A 16,464-nucleotide genomic window follows, 5' to 3' on the forward strand; every position below is an offset into this window, starting at 1 on the left:
CTTGTTTAAAACAATCTCCAACTTTATGCGTGTGAGTGATATCAGGAATAAAATCATATTCACTTTACTCATGCTTATCGTCTTTCGCATAGGTGCGTTTATTCCTGTGCCTTATGTTAACGCTGAAGTGTTACAGGCACAGTCTCAAATGGGTGTTTTTGATCTCCTTAATACATTTGGCGGCGGTGCGCTTTACCAATTTTCCATTTTTGCAATGGGAATTACTCCTTATATCACGGCTTCGATCATCATTCAGCTGCTTCAGATGGATGTTGTACCGAAGTTTACCGAGTGGTCTAAGCAAGGTGAAGTTGGCCGCCGTAAATTAGCTCAGTTCACAAGGTACTTTACGATTGTGCTTGGGTTCATCCAGGCGTTAGGTATGTCTTATGGATTCAACAATCTGGCAAACGGTATGCTGATCGAAAAATCCGGTGTATCGACATATCTTATTATTGCTTTAGTGCTCACTGGCGGAACTGCCTTTTTAATGTGGCTTGGGGAACAAATTACGTCTCATGGAGTAGGCAACGGAATATCGATCATTATCTTCGCGGGGATTGTGTCTAGTATTCCAAAAACAATTGGGCAAATATATGAGACTCAATTTGTCGGCAGCAACGATCAGTTGTTTATTCATATTGTGACAATCGCACTTCTTGTGATTGCGATTTTAGCAGTTATTGTTGGAGTTATTTTCATTCAGCAAGCCGTACGGAAAATTGCGATTCAATATGCTAAAGGCACAGGTCGTTCACCTGCTGGCGGAGGTCAGTCTACACACCTTCCATTGAAAGTGAATCCTGCAGGGGTTATTCCGGTAATCTTTGCGGTTGCGTTTTTGATAACGCCGCGGACGATCGCGTCATTCTTTGGAACAAACGATGTGACAAAGTGGATTCAAAACAACTTTGATAATACGCATCCGGTGGGTATGGCGATATATGTTGCGTTGATTATTGCCTTTACGTACTTTTATGCTTTTGTGCAGGTAAACCCTGAACAAATGGCTGATAACCTTAAAAAACAGGGTGGCTATATCCCGGGGGTTCGTCCAGGGAAAATGACTCAAGATAGAATTACGAGCATTTTGTATCGACTTACGTTTGTGGGTTCTATATTCTTAGCCGTGATTTCCATTCTTCCTATCTTTTTCATTCAATTCGCTGGATTGCCTCAAAGTGCACAAATTGGCGGAACATCTTTGTTAATTGTTGTCGGGGTAGCCTTGGAGACAATGAAACAACTAGAAAGCCAGTTGGTGAAACGAAACTACCGTGGATTTATGAAAAACTAGAGGAAATGGATTTATCCATTCCCTCTTAATAAAGAGAGGACGGGGGAAATCCGAATGAACTTAGTCTTAATGGGGCTTCCTGGTGCCGGCAAAGGCACACAGGGCGAACGAATTGTTGAGGATTATGGGATTCCTCATATCTCAACAGGAGATATGTTCCGTGCTGCTATGAAAGAAGAAACACCACTCGGACTCGAAGCAAAATCTTATATTGATAAGGGAGAGCTCGTACCTGACGAAGTCACAATCGGAATTGTAAAAGAAAGACTTGGCAAAGATGATTGTGAAAGAGGTTTTCTTCTGGACGGATTTCCGCGAACAGTCGCTCAAGCCGAAGCTCTTGAAGAAATTCTTGAGGAATACGGCAAGCCGATTGATTATGTCATTAACATTGAGGTCGACAAAGACGCTCTTATGGAACGTCTGACTGGACGCAGAATTTGCAGTGTTTGCGGCACAACCTATCATTTAGTCTTTAATCCGCCGAAAACGCCGGGTGTTTGTGATAAAGACGGAGGCGAACTCTATCAACGGGCAGATGATAATGAGGAAACCGTCTCTAAACGGCTTGAGGTAAACATGAAGCAAACTCAGCCTTTACTCGATTTCTATTCAGAGAAAGGTTATCTTGCAAACGTGAATGGCCAACAGGACATTCAAGACGTTTATGCAGATGTGAAGGATCTTCTTGGAGGATTAAAAAAATGATTATCTGTAAAACCCCACGTGAACTTGGTATCATGCGGGAAGCAGGGCGAATCGTGGCTTTAACTCATGAAGAGTTAAAAAAGCACATTAAACCAGGAATCTCGACAAAAGAATTGGATCAAATTGCCGAACGTTTTATTAAGAAGCAGGGTGCAATCCCATCTTTTAAGGGGTATAATGGGTTTCGCGGGAGCATTTGCGTATCAGTTAATGAAGAACTCGTTCATGGCATTCCTGGCAGCAGGGTGCTGAAGGACGGTGACATCATCAGTATTGATATCGGTGCTAAATTAAATGGTTATCATGGTGACTCTGCATGGACATATCCGGTAGGAAACATCAGCGATGATGACAAAAAACTTCTGGAAGTGACAGAGGAGTCTTTATATAAAGGCTTGCAGGAAGCAAAACCAGGTGAACGTTTGTCGAATATTTCCCACGCAATACAAACGTATGTCGAAAATGAGCAGTTTTCAGTTGTTAGGGAGTATGTCGGACATGGTGTTGGTCAAGACTTGCATGAGGACCCGCAAATTCCTCATTACGGTCCACCCAACAAAGGACCACGGCTCAAACCTGGCATGGTTCTCGCTATTGAGCCTATGGTGAACGCTGGCAGCCGCTACGTGAAAACATTGGCTGATAACTGGACGGTTGTAACGGTAGATGGGAAAAAGTGTGCTCATTTTGAACATACGATTGCGATTACGGAAACGGGTTTTGATATACTGACGAGAGTCTAGATGATGAAAATAATTCCGAAGACAGATGTTTTTTCGGCTTGATAGGGCAGAAAGCTTGGATGAACATTGGCAGGACTGAATTCATCTTGCCGCTTGTCATTGGTATTTTGACCATCATCAATGTACTAACAGCAGACGGAGAAAAGCGTACATTTCATTCTCCTAAGAAAAAGAATATCAATCATGTAACCCTTTATGATTGCGTATCTCCGGAAGTTCAGAACAGTATAAACGAAACAGGGCGTGTGACAAACTTCTTTTGAAATTTGTCAGAAAGCAAGTTACTGATTTGATGAAGGGAGAACACTTGAATGGCGAAAGACGATGTAATTGAAGTGGAAGGTACTATAGTCGAAACACTGCCAAACGCGATGTTCAAAGTTGAACTTGAAAATGGCCACACTGTTTTGGCTCATGTATCTGGTAAAATCCGCATGCACTTCATTCGCATTTTACCTGGAGACAAAGTTACGGTAGAATTATCTCCATATGACTTAACTCGTGGCAGGATTACGTACCGTTACAAATAAAGCACTCCGGAAACTGAAGGAGGTTGGAAACACATGAAAGTGAGACCATCAGTTAAACCAATCTGCGAAAAATGTAAAGTTATTCGCAGAAAAGGAAAAGTAATGGTGATCTGTGAAAATCCAAAGCATAAACAAAAACAAGGATAATTTATAAGGAGGTGCCCAGAGAATGGCTCGTATTGCTGGTGTAGATATCCCACGTGACAAACGTGTTGTTATTTCTTTAACATACATCTTCGGAATTGGCCGCACAACGGCTCAGCAAGTTTTAAAAGAAGCTGGAGTTTCAGAAGATACTCGTGTGCGCGATCTTACTGAAGAAGAACTTGGTAAAATCCGTGATATTATTGATAAACTGAAAGTAGAAGGTGACCTTCGCCGTGAAGTTTCTCTTAATATCAAACGTCTGATTGAAATCGGAAGCTACCGTGGAATCCGTCATCGCAGAGGATTACCTGTTCGCGGACAAAACTCTAAAAACAATGCGCGTACTCGTAAAGGTCCGCGTCGTACTGTAGCTAACAAGAAAAAATAAGTAAGGGAGGTTCTTAAACAATGGCTGCTGCTCGTAAATCTAACACGCGTAAACGTCGCGTGAAAAAGAATATTGAGTCTGGTATTGCTCATATTCGTTCAACTTTCAATAACACGATCGTTACGATCACTGACACTCATGGTAATGCTATTTCTTGGTCTAGTGCCGGAGCTTTAGGATTCAGAGGTTCTCGTAAATCTACTCCTTTCGCTGCGCAAATGGCTGCAGAAACAGCTGCTAAAGGTTCAATCGAACATGGTCTTAAAACTCTAGAGGTTACTGTTAAAGGACCTGGTTCAGGCCGTGAAGCTGCAATCCGTGCACTTCAAGCTGCTGGACTAGAAGTCACTGCTATCAGAGACGTAACTCCTGTTCCTCATAACGGATGCCGTCCACCAAAACGTCGCCGCGTGTAATTTGTTTGTATAGATTTTGTGTCCCTGTCAATAATGGGTTATGATACAGTTATTTATGAAACGAATGCACCGACTCGTTGCCTGAGCACATACGGGACTAAACAATGGGGAATTTCGGATGGAATCTCATATGATTCTATTCGAGGTTTCGACGTTTTGAAGGAGGGTTTTAAGTAATGATCGAGATTGAAAAACCAAAAATCGAAACGGTTGAAATCAGCGACGATGCCAAATTTGGTAAGTTTGTCGTAGAGCCACTTGAGCGTGGATATGGTACAACTCTGGGTAACTCCTTACGTCGTATCCTCTTATCCTCACTCCCTGGTGCCGCTGTAACATCAATCCAGATAGATGGTGTACTGCACGAATTCTCGACAATTGAAGGCGTTGTGGAAGATGTTACAACGATTATCTTACACATTAAAAAGCTTGCATTGAAAATCTACTCTGATGAAGAGAAGACGCTAGAAATTGATGTACAGGGTGAAGGAACTGTAACGGCAGCTGATATTACACACGATAGTGATGTAGAGATCTTAAATCCTGATCTTCATATCGCGACTCTTGGTGAGAATGCGAGTTTCCGAGTTCGCCTTACTGCTCAAAGAGGACGTGGGTATACGCCTGCTGACGCAAACAAGAGAGACGATCAGCCAATCGGCGTGATTCCGATCGATTCTATCTATACGCCAGTTTCTCGTGTATCTTATCAGGTAGAGAACACTCGTGTAGGCCAAGTTGCAAACTATGATAAACTTACACTTGATGTTTGGACTGATGGAAGCACTGGACCGAAAGAAGCAATTGCACTTGGTTCAAAGATTTTAACTGAACACCTTAATATATTCGTTGGTTTAACTGACGAAGCTCAACATGCTGAAATCATGGTTGAAAAAGAAGAAGATCAAAAAGAGAAAGTTCTTGAAATGACAATTGAAGAATTGGATCTTTCTGTTCGTTCTTACAACTGCTTAAAGCGTGCGGGTATTAACACGGTTCAAGAGCTTGCGAACAAGACGGAAGAAGATATGATGAAAGTTCGGAATCTAGGACGCAAATCACTTGAAGAAGTGAAAGCGAAACTAGAAGAACTTGGACTCGGACTTCGCAAAGACGATTGACTAGTTTCCCTTGTGAACTAGGATTTTCGTGTGTTTATTATTCAGAAACAGCATTCCAATAAAGGAGGGGACATCACATGTCATACAGAAAACTAGGACGTACGAGTGCACAGCGTAAAGCTATGCTTCGTGATCTTACAACTGATTTGATCATCAACGAAAGAATCGAAACAACTGAAACACGTGCGAAAGAACTTCGCTCTGTAGTTGAAAAAATGATCACGCTTGGCAAACGCGGTGATCTTCACGCTCGCCGTCAAGCTGCTGCATACATCCGCAACGAGGTTGCAAACGAAGAAAATAACCAAGATGCACTTCAAAAATTATTCTCTGACATTGCAACTCGTTACGAGGAGCGCCAAGGCGGATACACACGTATTATGAAGCTTGGTCCTCGCCGTGGTGACGGAGCACCAATGGCAATTATCGAATTGGTTTAATCACATATTTTTGTGTGTCTAAAGAAGGGCGGGACAGTTTCTAACTGGATCTATGCCCTTTTTTTAGATACTGCAACTTTTTATATAGAGACAAGCAGAGCATTAGCTGAGAGGAGGCCGGTTTTCCATGAATCAGAATCAGTTGATATCGGTAGAGGATATCGTATTTGGATATCGGAAGGACGCAGAAAGACGAGCACTAGACGGCGTCTCCCTGCAGGTGTATGAGGGTGAATGGCTTGCAATTGTAGGTCATAACGGTTCAGGGAAATCAACACTGGCACGGGCATTGAATGGTTTAATTCTTCCTGAATCAGGCGACATTGAGGTTGCCGGGATTCAATTGACAGAGGAATCAGTTTGGGAAGTGCGTAAGAAGATAGGTATGGTCTTTCAAAATCCGGATAACCAATTTGTCGGAACGACTGTTCGCGATGATGTGGCTTTTGGTTTAGAAAACAATGGTGTACCGCGGGAAGAAATGATTGAGAGAGTAGACTGGGCAGTAAAACAGGTAAATATGCAAGATTTTCTCGATCAAGAGCCGCACCATCTCTCCGGAGGCCAAAAGCAGAGAGTTGCGATTGCGGGAGTTATTGCCGCACGTCCTGATATTATTATCTTAGATGAAGCAACATCCATGCTTGATCCGATCGGGCGAGAAGAAGTGCTTGAAACGGTAAGACATTTAAAAGAACAGGGCATGGCGACTGTCATATCCATTACACATGATCTGAATGAGGCAGCAAAAGCAGACAGGATCATTGTCATGAATGGCGGTAAAAAATATGCTGAAGGGCCGCCTGAAGAGATTTTTAAATTGAATAAAGAACTTGTTCAAATCGGGCTTGATTTACCCTTCTCCTTCCAGCTTAGCCAGCTTTTAAGAGAAAATGGACTGGCTTTGGAAGAAAACCATTTGACTCAGGAAGGGCTGGTGAAAGAGCTATGGACATTACAATCAAAGATGTAGAGCATCGCTATCAGATGAAGACGCCGTTCGAGCGCTTGGCACTGTATGATATCAATGCATCGATTAAAGAAGGAAGCTACGTAGCTGTTATCGGGCATACAGGCTCTGGCAAGTCCACTCTTCTTCAGCACTTAAATGGTCTCCTGAAGCCGACGAAGGGACAGCTATCACTAGGCAGCACTGTTATTCAGGCAGGGAAAAAGAATAAAGACTTGAAAAAACTTCGCAAAAAAGTCGGAATCGTTTTCCAATTTCCTGAGCATCAATTATTCGAAGAAACAGTTCTTAAAGATATATCGTTCGGACCGATGAACTTTGGGGTAAAAAAAGAGGATGCTGAACAAAAAGCGAGGGAGATGCTGAAGCTTGTAGGTTTATCAGAAAAGCTTCTGGACAGATCCCCTTTTGAATTAAGCGGCGGACAAATGCGCAGAGTTGCAATTGCAGGCGTACTTGCAATGGATCCTGAGGTGCTTGTTCTGGATGAACCGACTGCAGGATTGGACCCAAGAGGGCGAAAAGAGATTATGGACATGTTTTATGAGCTTCATCAACGTGGGAACCTGACGACGATCCTTGTGACACACAGCATGGAGGATGCAGCTGCATACGCTGATGAAATGATTGTTATGCATAAAGGAACGATACAAGCATCAGGCAGTCCGCGTGAACTGTTTTTAAAGGGTGAAGAGATGGCTGGCTGGGGGCTGGATCTTCCTGAAACGATAAAATTTCAAAGACATCTTGAAGCTGCATTGGGTGTGAAATTTAATGAGCCTATGCTCACAATAGAAGATGCCGCAGCTGAAATCCGTGCTCTTTTTCAGGGGGAGAAGACCTTATGATGGACAGCATGATTATCGGCAAGTATGTACCTGGCTCCTCACTTGTGCACCGGCTTGACCCCAGAACAAAGCTTATTACGATCTTTTTATTTGTCTGTATCGTATTCTTAGCCAATAATGTGCAGACATATGCGCTGCTTGGTTTATTTACAGTTGGCGTCGTTTCTTTAACAAGAGTTCCTTTCTCTTTTTTAATGAAAGGGCTGAAGCCTATCATCTGGATTGTCCTCTTTACGTTCCTTCTTCACATTTTTATGACACATGAAGGACCGGTTATCTTTCAAATAGGTTTTTTCAAAGTTTATGAGGGCGGACTGGTTCAGGGGATATTCATTTCCCTTAGATTCGTCTATCTGATTTTAATCACAACCTTATTAACGCTTACGACAACACCGATTGAGATTACCGATGGAATGGAGCAGCTGCTGAATCCATTGAAAAAATTAAAGCTTCCTGTCCACGAGCTGGCCCTAATGATGTCCATTTCTTTGCGGTTTATTCCGACGCTGATGGAGGAAACAGATAAGATCATGAAGGCTCAGATGGCGCGAGGCGTTGATTTTACAAGCGGGCCTGTTAAAGATAGGGTGAAGGCTATTGTTCCGCTTCTTGTCCCCCTTTTCGTCAGTGCTTTTAAACGTGCTGAAGAGCTTGCGGTGGCAATGGAAGCAAGAGGCTATCAGGGCGGAGAAGGACGTACGAAATATAGAAAGCTTGTATGGACAGGAAAAGACACTTCTGTCATTGCCAGCTTGATGGTATTAGCTGCTTTGTTATTTTTCTTAAGGGCTTAGAGGTGCTGTATGAGACTGAAATGCACGATTTCTTATGACGGACATTTGTTTAACGGTTATCAGGTTCAGCCGGGTAAAAGAACGGTTCAGAATGAACTGGAGAAGGCTTTGGCTGTCCTGCATAAGTCAAAAGAAAGAATTCCTGTCGTTTCGTCTGGAAGAACAGATAGCGGGGTTCACGCAGCCGGACAGGTGATTCATTTTGACACTCCGCTGGCTATTCCGGCGGAAAGGTGGCCTTATGCCTTAAATGCACTGCTTCCGGACGATATCGCAGTCAAACAGGCAGAAATTACGGATGATGGGTTCCATGCACGATTTAGCGCAGTCAAAAAAGAATATCGCTATTTTGTATACACGGAGAAACACCCGGACGTATTTAAACGGCATTACGCTTACCATTTTTCATATCGCCTTAATGTGCAGGACATGAGAGAAGCGGCAAAGCATCTTATAGGGACACATGATTTTACGAGCTTTTGCGCGGCTAAAACAGAAGTGCAGGACAAGGTAAGAACGATTTACGAGCTTGATTGGACTGAGACGGATGACGGCCTGCAAATGCGGATCACAGGCAGCGGTTTCTTATATAATATGGTCAGAATTATTGTCGGTACTTTGCTTGATGCAGGTATTGGAAAAATTTCTCCCGATGGTGTGAAATCCATGCTGGAAGCGAAGGATCGCGAAGCGGCAGGACGCACAGCACCGGGGCACGGGCTATATTTATGGAACGTTTACTATGACAACTAAACCAGGTGTATAATATTTTCTTGACAGAGTCTGCATAAAGTTATAAGATATCATATGGTATGTATTTCAACCCCACGATAAGCCCCGGAACTTATTGTGTTGTGAAATAGAACGTAATCGAAGTTTATTGAAAATGACAGATCATTTAGGAGGGAAATTCAATGCGTACAACACCTATGGCTAACGCAAGTACTATTGAACGCAAGTGGTTAGTTGTTGATGCTGCTGGCAAGACTTTAGGTCGTCTTTCTTCAGAAGTTGCAGCTATCCTTCGCGGAAAACACAAACCAACTTACACACCACACGTTGATACTGGAGATCATGTGATCATCATCAACGCTGAAAAAATCGAGTTAACTGGTAAAAAGTTAACTGACAAAATCTACTACCGTCACACTCAACATCCAGGCGGATTAAAATCAAGAACTGCTCTTGAAATGCGTACAAACTACCCTGAGAAAATGCTTGAGCTTGCTATCAAAGGCATGCTTCCAAAAGGTTCTCTAGGTCGTCAAATGTTCAAAAAATTGAACGTATACCGTGGTTCTGAGCATCCACACGAAGCACAAAAACCTGAAGTTTACGAACTTCGCGGTTAATTAAAAAGGAGGTTACCAATTTGGCACAGGTTCAATATTACGGTACTGGCCGTCGTAAAAGCTCTGTAGCGCGTGTGCGTTTAGTTCCAGGAGAAGGCCGTATCGTCGTTAATAATCGTGAAATCAGCGAACACATCCCATCTGCAGCTTTAATCGAAGATATCAAACAACCATTAACTTTGACTGAAACAGCTGGCACTTATGATGTTTTAGTAAACGTACATGGAGGCGGCTTATCTGGTCAAGCTGGAGCAATCCGTCACGGTATCGCTCGTGCATTGCTTGAAGCAGATCCAGAATACCGTACAACTCTTAAACGTGCAGGTCTTCTGACTCGTGACGCTCGTATGAAAGAACGTAAAAAATACGGTCTTAAAGGCGCTCGTCGTGCACCTCAGTTCTCAAAACGTTAATTTTGCGTTTTCAAAAAAGCTCTCGACCTTGTGTTGGGAGCTTTTTTCTTTTATTAGTTCCGCAACAAAAAATGGACGAATGACGGAGATAAACAAATTGTTTGCTTATAAACGGTCTCACTTGTAATAATCATAATATCGTTCATTTCATAATCATTTATTGAATTCGAAATGTGGTCATTGTTTATAATCGTTACGTCTCCAGCTCAGTCCATTCTATCCCTGTCACTCATCCGTTAAAGTTAACTGCTGATTCTCATCTATTTCTTAACCCAGAGGAACAATAGCTCTTTGCTAATGACATTATTTAAAGAAGTAAGTGTAAATGTAATGACGTAAATCACATATCTCCTTTGTGATTTTTTTGCGTTTTTATGAACTTTTTTCTAAATATGCAAAGGGAAAGCGTTATCAATATAGAAATATTTGTTATACTCTATACATTAAAGTAAGGAGAAGATTCATGAATGCGTTAGTAGCTCATAATAGCAAAGCCTGGGATAAAAAAGTAGAAACAGGCAATGAATGGACTGTTGCTGTTGATCAGCAGGTTATCGAACAAGCGAAAAAAGGCAATTGGGATATAAGAGTAACACCAATGAAAGATGTACCGAAGGATTGGTTTCCGCCTGTCAAAGGTCTGAAAATACTCTGTTTAGCATCAGGCGGTGGCCAGCAAGGTCCAATTTTGGCAGCTGCGGGGGCGGATGTCACCGTATTAGATAACTCCGAAAAACAGCTGAATCAGGATAGAATGGTTGCTGAGCGAGATGGTCTCACAATACACACTGTCAAAGGAAGCATGGATGATCTCAGTGTATTTAATAATGAATCATTTGATATCATTGTACATCCTGTTGCCAATGTTTTTGTTGAGAATGTCCTCCCGGTCTGGAAGGAAGCACACCGTGTATTGAAAAGAAACGGCGTACTAATCTCAGGGTTTGTCAATCCTGTCGTATTTCTGTTTGATGTAGAATTAGAACAGCAAGGTATTTTAAAAGTAAAGCACTCCATTCCATATGCAGACCCAGAAGATCTTCCGAAACATAAAGTGAAAAAACTAATCGATAATAATGAGGCTCTGGAATTCGGCCATTCCTTAGAAGACCAAATCAAAGGCCAAATAGATGCCGGTTTTATCGTCACTGGTTTTTATGAAGATAAAGGCGGGTTTGTGTTAGATCAATATATCCATACATATTCTGCAACAAGAAGCGTGAAAGTATGAAAAGCAGCGACCTGTCAGAGGGGCTGCTTTTTTCATAACTAATTACAGAACGTTTGTTCCATCCCCTTCAGAAAGCTGCCTTTTTATCGATTCACACCTTCATTTGGGCGAATTTCCAACCGAATTCGGGCATTGTTTCATCATCCAAACCCCAAAATAATCGGTAAAAGGAGAGTGAATTTATATGGCAGAAGTACTGTCTTTTATGGATGTGAAACGGCAAAAGGATTTTGAATTAGAAAAGAACTTGCTCAAAGAACTCTCTCTGAGACAAATTATCCAGTCTGTTAAGGATTGTTTGGAACCATTATTCCCTTTTTTACATGATGAACGAGATATAATTAGCGAAGGCTGTATTGATTTTGCGATTGAAGCCTATTTGTTAGGCGGACGTTTTGGGATATTCGGCTATTACGGAGAATCCATGCAAAGTATCAGTGCCCGCTCTGCAAGAGAAGAAGAAGAGCTTCGAATGGAGTTTTTTGATTATCTCTATAATTGGATACACGAGCAATACGCAACATTTGATAAAAACACTGTTTATGAAGCGGCACGCAAGTTCATTAAAGATTGGTGGACAGCAGGGTTTGTTCAAAGAGAAAAACAGTGTAAGCTTCGCATGCGGTAATCATATTTCCCGGCCCTGTCCCATAGTTATGTAATAACGGACAAGCGGGAGGGGAAGGGATGAGGAAAAAGCTTAAATGGCTCAGTTTTTTGCTAGGCTTCATCGTATTACTATTTCTGTTCAAGTATCAGTTCAGCAATAATGATTCTTGGAAGCCGTGGAGCCTGCCCTTGAGCGGGAAAATCATTTACCTAGATCCAGGGCATGGCGGGCCTGACGGCGGAGCAGTCGGCGGAAAGCTGTTAGAGAAGGATGTTACCCTGGAAGTCGCGTTTAGAGTCAGGGATTATCTACAAGAACAAGGAGCGCTTGTGATCATGACCAGAGAAAGTGATACTGATCTCGCTCCTGAAGGAACGAAGGGTTATAGCAGACGAAAAGCGGAAGACCTAAGACAGCGGGTCAAATTAATAAATCATTCAGAGGCAGAGCTCTATATCAGCATTCATCTCAATGCGATTCCGTCGCAAAAATGGAGCGGAGCCCAAAGCTTTTATTACGGAAAATATGCGGAAAATGAAAAAGTCGCAAAATACATTCAGGATGAGCTGAGAAGAAACCTGGAAAACACAACCCGGAAAGCAAAGCGGATTCATGGTATCTACTTAATGCAAAACGTCACTAAACCGGGGGCGCTTATAGAAGTCGGATTTTTATCCAATCCAAGTGAAGCAACGCTGCTCGGTAAACCGAAATATCAAGACAAAGTGGCATCTTCCATATATAAAGGCATTTTGCGATATTTCACAGAAAAAGGAGACCCTCCGGAGTAAGGAGGGTTTACTTGCAGTTCTAAGCATAAGACACCCGCCATTTATGTATGATATAATAATAATTGTAAACGAATACACAAAAGGGTGAGGTTCGATGATAAGAGAAGATGAAGTAAGAAAACTAGTCGGAGAAATGCGCGAACCTTTTCTTCAAAGACCTCTGGGAGAATTGGATGCCGTTAAGGAAATTAAAATAAAGCCTGAAAAACGGCATGTCAGTGTAAAAATCGCTCTTGCAAAAACAGGAACTGCAGAACAAATGCAGATTCAGCAAGAGATCGTAAACGCATTAAAAGGGTCAGGAGCTGAGACGGTCGGCCTTCGATTTGAAGAGCTGCCTGAAGAAACGGTTGCTAAATTCCGAGCGCCGTCAGCTGAGAAAAAAACATTATTAAATATGGATAACCCGCCAGTCTTTCTTGCTGTAGCAAGCGGAAAAGGCGGCGTAGGCAAGTCAACTGTGTCAGTAAACCTAGCTATTTCTTTGGCTCGCCTTGGGAAAAAGGTTGGTTTAATTGATGCAGATATTTATGGCTTCAGTGTACCGGATATGATGGGTATCACTGTGCGTCCAACGGTTGAGGGAGAGAAACTTCTTCCTGTTGAGCGCTTCGGAGTAAAGGTCATGTCAATGGGCTTTTTCGTAGAAGAAAATGCTCCGGTCGTATGGAGAGGGCCGATGCTTGGCAAAATGCTGAATAACTTTTTCCACGAAGTAGAGTGGGGAGAAGTAGACTATATCGTTCTTGATCTTCCGCCTGGTACAGGGGACGTTGCTCTCGATGTACATACAATGCTTCCGAGCTGCAAAGAAGTCATCGTGTCGACGCCGCATCCTACAGCTGCTTTTGTCGCGGCCAGAGCGGGCTCTATGGCGATTAAAACCGATCATGAGGTCGTAGGGGTCATAGAGAACATGGCCTATTATGAAAGTGCAAAGACAGGGGAAAGAGAATATGTCTTTGGTAAAGGCGGGGGAGATAAACTGGCTGAAGAACTAAATGTACCTTTGCTGGGCAGAATCCCATTGAAGCAGCCCGATTGGGATAAGGACCAATTTGCGCCGTCTGTTTATGACGAAAATCATCCCATCGGAGAAATATATCAAGACATCGCAAAAAAAATAGATGCAAAAATGTCAGTGCAAGTATAAAAAAGTGAACCGGGATTCCAGATCCCGGCTTTCCCTTTATTTTATTCACTTTCTTTGGCAGTGTCTTTTGCTGCTTTTTTCAGTTCATCTTCGAACTGTTTTTTGTAAAGCGGACTAGAAAGTGTTTCGTTAATAACCTCTTCTAAATAACTGCGGAATTCTTGGCTTTTTGCCAGCTGACTGTACTTTTTATCCATACCAGGATCCTGCATAACGTTCATCAGCATCTTTTGGTAATCTGGATCCTTCATCAGCTTTTTAATTACCTTTTCATGCTCTGTCTGAAGAGTTTTGGCAAAGCCCTCAGCAAAATCAGTGTCTTCAAAGATGTTTTTCCAAAATTCTTCGCCTTTTTTAGATGTGAGTGTTTTTTCTATTGTTCCTTTAATCGCATCTTGGTCAATCACCAGCGATTCATTCATGGCATCATCATTTAATAATTCCTTAATGGCTTTTTTTCCATCATCAGTTTTTAATATATCAACAACCATTTTTTTGGTCTGATCATAGTCCATATCCGCTGCTTGGTCTTTTGGAGCGCAAGCTGTTACAGATAATAACAAAAAACAGCTTATCAATAGCGTTTTGGCTTTTGACATGCTTAAGCTCCTTTCACATACTTGTCTTACCTTTAATATGATTCATCTGTTAGGAATTATACATAACAAAATATCGCTGTTCGCGATTTTTGAGGGGATGAATAAAGAAATGAAAAGCCGTGGTTTAGTTCGTTTTTTCTTTTCTATTTTAGCTGTCGGAGCGCTTATCACGAGTATTGTGGGTTTTGCTTTAAAATGGGGAGAATACAGAGGGCTGTTTCTAACATTTGAAGCGGGGCAGATTTTCTCTGTTTTATTTTGGTTTATCGGTGTAGGCATGATTTTCAGTGTGATCAGCCAAATGGGGTTTTTCGTGTTTTTAACAGTTCATCGGTTTGCGCTTGAGATATTAAGATCCTCATCTTTATGGAATTTGCTTCAGTTGTTTTTCATCCTGTTTGTTGCTTTTGATTTAATGTACGTGCGTTTTTTATTTTTTGGAGAGCGCGGAGAATCGCTGGCTGGCTATGCGTGGTTACCATTGTTTTTATTGATCTTTGGAGTGATTACAGCTTATTTAAAGCAAAAGCAGTCCTCTAAGAAAACGTTTGTATCATCGTTGTTTTTGATGGTTGTGATTACCGCATTAGAGTGGTTCCCTGCATTAAGAGTAAATGATGAGGACTGGCTTTATTTAATGCTATTTCCGTTAATGGCGTGTAATGCCTTCCAATTGTTGATGCTGCCTAAGTTTGCAGAGAAGTAATTACTTTACCTCTGCGGATTTGGCATCAGAATTTGCGATGAGATCACCCACGGTTACATTTTTTAATCCTTTTTCTTTCAACTGATGTATGATATCAGGCAACGCTTCTTCTGTTTGTTTTGCCGAATCGGAGGCATGTAAGAGAATAATGTCTCCCCCGGACACTTGCTTAGTCACATTGTCGATGATTTTTTCAACTCCGGGATTTGTCCAGTCTTGAGAGTTCACACTGTAATGAACAACTGTATAATTGTATTGCTTTGCGACCTTTAGAACATTCTTATTGAATTGGCCGGTAGGAGGTCGTAATAGCTGGATGTCTTTGACTCCTAACTTTTCAAATGCTGTTTGCGCGCGATTTATGTCCTTTTTTATTTCGCTGCTCTCTAAATTGGCATAGTTTTTATAAGCATAGCCCATGCTCCCGATTTGATGGCCATCCTTTACGATACGGGCCACTGTGTCGGGATGCCGTTCTGCCCAAGAAGCTGAAAGGAAAAACGTCGCATTTTTAATCCCGTTTGCTTTCAGAGTATTAAGTATAGGTTCTGCTCTCTCATCACCCCAGCTGATATCGAAAGTAAGTGAAATATCTTTAGAGTCTGTTTCTCCTTTATAAATGGCTTTAGGCCCGGTGTCAGTTGAAAACACGGGGAGCGGGACAGCTCTTTGGATATAAAAAAAGCTGGCTGCTGCAAATGCGGCGATAAGTATAATAATTAATTGTTTCACCCGTTTAATATGCCACACATAGAAGTGATTCACTGATGATGCCTCCTTATCTTGTCCATCATTCTTGTTTTACATCTTATGAGCATGGCCAATTGAATATAACCGATAAAATGTTTCTTCACATATAGCCTAAATTGGTTGTTGACCTTTTGATAATATCCGTGGTATATTATTATTCGTCGCTGAGAAACAGCTGACATCAACTAAAAGCTTCATTAAATACTTTGAAAAAAGTTGTTGACTTAAAAGAGGCTAAATGTTATAGTAATAAAGCTGCTTCGTTAAGTGGCTGTAATGATCTTTGAAAACTAAACAAGACAAAACGTACCTGTTAATTCATTTTTATAAATCGCACAGCGATGTGCGTAGTCAGTCAAACTACTTTATCGGAGAGTTTGATCCTGGCTCAGGACGAACGCTGGCGGCGTGCCTAATACATGCAAGTCGAGCGGACAGATGGGAGCTTGCTCCCTGA

23 protein-coding genes and 1 rRNA gene are annotated in these 16,464 nt (G+C 41.9%); 22 read left to right on the top strand and 2 right to left on the bottom strand.

The genetic code is table 11. From position 1 onward, the window contains the following. Window position 1: 1 nt before the first annotated feature. The 20 genes from secY to salA all read left to right on the top strand — a co-directional run bounded on the left by secY (window position 2) and on the right by salA (window position 13,952). Window positions 2–1,297 (top strand): preprotein translocase subunit SecY, encoded by a 1,296-nt coding sequence (gene secY, locus NZD81_RS20655; protein ID WP_014662535.1) that lies wholly within the window; start codon window positions 2–4, stop codon window positions 1,295–1,297. 54 nt (window positions 1,298–1,351) lie between these two features. Next, complete coding sequence (locus NZD81_RS20660) at window positions 1,352–2,005, top strand: adenylate kinase (RefSeq protein ID WP_040081028.1); 654 nt, start codon at window positions 1,352–1,354, stop codon at window positions 2,003–2,005. Further along, entirely contained in the window at window positions 2,002–2,748 is a 747-nt protein-coding gene (gene map / locus NZD81_RS20665) for a type I methionyl aminopeptidase (protein ID WP_003225828.1), read from the top strand. The genes NZD81_RS20660 and map overlap by 4 nt, the downstream gene beginning before the upstream one ends. A 59-nt stretch (window positions 2,749–2,807) precedes the next feature. Then, window positions 2,808–3,011 (top strand): KOW domain-containing RNA-binding protein, encoded by a 204-nt coding sequence (locus NZD81_RS20670; protein WP_014662537.1) that lies wholly within the window; start codon window positions 2,808–2,810, stop codon window positions 3,009–3,011. A 48-nt stretch (window positions 3,012–3,059) separates the two neighbouring features. Next, window positions 3,060–3,278 (top strand): translation initiation factor IF-1, encoded by a 219-nt coding sequence (gene infA / locus NZD81_RS20675; RefSeq protein ID WP_003156508.1) that lies wholly within the window; start codon window positions 3,060–3,062, stop codon window positions 3,276–3,278. Between the two features lie 33 nt (window positions 3,279–3,311). Further along, a complete protein-coding gene (rpmJ, locus tag NZD81_RS20680) occupies window positions 3,312–3,425 on the top strand; it encodes a 50S ribosomal protein L36 (protein WP_003156543.1) in 114 nt (37 codons plus the stop codon). Between the two features lie 22 nt (window positions 3,426–3,447). Beyond that, a complete protein-coding gene (gene rpsM / locus NZD81_RS20685) occupies window positions 3,448–3,813 on the top strand; it encodes a 30S ribosomal protein S13 (protein WP_003235095.1) in 366 nt (121 codons plus the stop codon). A gap of 20 nt (window positions 3,814–3,833) precedes the next feature. Continuing rightward, window positions 3,834–4,229: a 30S ribosomal protein S11 gene (gene rpsK, locus NZD81_RS20690; protein ID WP_009966385.1), complete on the top strand. Its 396-nt coding sequence runs from the start codon at window positions 3,834–3,836 to the stop codon at window positions 4,227–4,229. Between the two features lie 176 nt (window positions 4,230–4,405). Then, window positions 4,406–5,350 carry a DNA-directed RNA polymerase subunit alpha gene (locus tag NZD81_RS20695; RefSeq protein WP_003225835.1) on the top strand — a complete coding sequence of 315 codons (945 nt, stop codon included), beginning with the start codon at window positions 4,406–4,408 and terminating at the stop codon, window positions 5,348–5,350. Window positions 5,351–5,427: 77 nt separating this feature from the next. Then, a complete protein-coding gene (gene rplQ / locus NZD81_RS20700) occupies window positions 5,428–5,790 on the top strand; it encodes a 50S ribosomal protein L17 (RefSeq protein WP_003225836.1) in 363 nt (120 codons plus the stop codon). 127 nt (window positions 5,791–5,917) lie between these two features. Then, entirely contained in the window at window positions 5,918–6,763 is an 846-nt protein-coding gene (locus tag NZD81_RS20705) for an energy-coupling factor ABC transporter ATP-binding protein (protein ID WP_282373906.1), read from the top strand. Continuing rightward, window positions 6,739–7,608: an energy-coupling factor ABC transporter ATP-binding protein gene (locus tag NZD81_RS20710; RefSeq protein ID WP_282373907.1), complete on the top strand. Its 870-nt coding sequence runs from the start codon at window positions 6,739–6,741 to the stop codon at window positions 7,606–7,608. The genes NZD81_RS20705 and NZD81_RS20710 overlap by 25 nt, the downstream gene beginning before the upstream one ends. Beyond that, window positions 7,605–8,402: an energy-coupling factor transporter transmembrane component T family protein gene (locus NZD81_RS20715; protein WP_069148833.1), complete on the top strand. Its 798-nt coding sequence runs from the start codon at window positions 7,605–7,607 to the stop codon at window positions 8,400–8,402. Before NZD81_RS20710 ends, NZD81_RS20715 begins: the two co-directional genes overlap by 4 nt. A gap of 9 nt (window positions 8,403–8,411) precedes the next feature. After that, the gene (truA, locus tag NZD81_RS20720; protein ID WP_282373908.1) at window positions 8,412–9,155 is read left to right on the top strand and encodes a tRNA pseudouridine(38-40) synthase TruA; all 744 of its coding nucleotides are present in this window, start codon (window positions 8,412–8,414) and stop codon (window positions 9,153–9,155) included. Between the two features lie 161 nt (window positions 9,156–9,316). Beyond that, a complete protein-coding gene (rplM, locus tag NZD81_RS20725; RefSeq protein WP_003241966.1) occupies window positions 9,317–9,754 on the top strand; it encodes a 50S ribosomal protein L13 in 438 nt (145 codons plus the stop codon). Window positions 9,755–9,774: 20 nt separating this feature from the next. Continuing rightward, window positions 9,775–10,167, top strand: a complete 393-nt coding sequence (gene rpsI, locus NZD81_RS20730; protein WP_004399691.1) for a 30S ribosomal protein S9 — start codon at window positions 9,775–9,777, stop codon at window positions 10,165–10,167. Window positions 10,168–10,630: 463 nt separating this feature from the next. Continuing rightward, entirely contained in the window at window positions 10,631–11,398 is a 768-nt protein-coding gene (locus tag NZD81_RS20735; protein WP_134976558.1) for a class I SAM-dependent methyltransferase, read from the top strand. Between the two features lie 184 nt (window positions 11,399–11,582). Continuing rightward, a complete protein-coding gene (locus NZD81_RS20740; RefSeq protein WP_014662543.1) occupies window positions 11,583–12,026 on the top strand; it encodes a YbaK family protein in 444 nt (147 codons plus the stop codon). 59 nt (window positions 12,027–12,085) lie between these two features. Beyond that, window positions 12,086–12,799: an N-acetylmuramoyl-L-alanine amidase CwlD gene (gene cwlD, locus NZD81_RS20745; protein WP_014662544.1), complete on the top strand. Its 714-nt coding sequence runs from the start codon at window positions 12,086–12,088 to the stop codon at window positions 12,797–12,799. Window positions 12,800–12,893: 94 nt separating this feature from the next. Next, window positions 12,894–13,952, top strand: coding sequence for an iron-sulfur carrier protein/transcriptional regulator SalA (gene salA / locus NZD81_RS20750; protein WP_282373909.1), 1,059 nt, complete (start codon window positions 12,894–12,896; stop codon window positions 13,950–13,952). A gap of 41 nt (window positions 13,953–13,993) precedes the next feature. Here the strand turns inward: salA and gerD are convergent, their stop codons facing one another. Continuing rightward, entirely contained in the window at window positions 13,994–14,551 is a 558-nt protein-coding gene (gene gerD / locus NZD81_RS20755) for a spore germination lipoprotein GerD (protein WP_282373910.1), read from the bottom strand. A gap of 109 nt (window positions 14,552–14,660) precedes the next feature. Here gerD and kbaA point away from each other — a divergent pair, with 109 nt between their 5' ends. Next, the gene (gene kbaA / locus NZD81_RS20760) at window positions 14,661–15,257 is read left to right on the top strand and encodes a KinB-signaling pathway activation protein (protein ID WP_069148837.1); all 597 of its coding nucleotides are present in this window, start codon (window positions 14,661–14,663) and stop codon (window positions 15,255–15,257) included. Here kbaA and pdaB read toward each other — a convergent pair whose 3' ends face one another. Further along, window positions 15,258–16,022, bottom strand: a complete 765-nt coding sequence (gene pdaB, locus NZD81_RS20765; RefSeq protein ID WP_015252978.1) for a polysaccharide deacetylase family sporulation protein PdaB — start codon at window positions 16,020–16,022, stop codon at window positions 15,258–15,260. It lies immediately after the preceding gene. A 350-nt stretch (window positions 16,023–16,372) separates the two neighbouring features. Here pdaB and NZD81_RS20770 point away from each other — a divergent pair. Beyond that, a 16S ribosomal RNA gene (locus NZD81_RS20770) occupies window positions 16,373–16,464 on the top strand; the annotation flags it as partial.

Source organism: Bacillus sp. B.PNR1, assembly GCF_030386235.1.
In the GTDB taxonomy this organism is placed as follows: Bacteria; Bacillota; Bacilli; order Bacillales; family Bacillaceae; genus Bacillus; species Bacillus stercoris.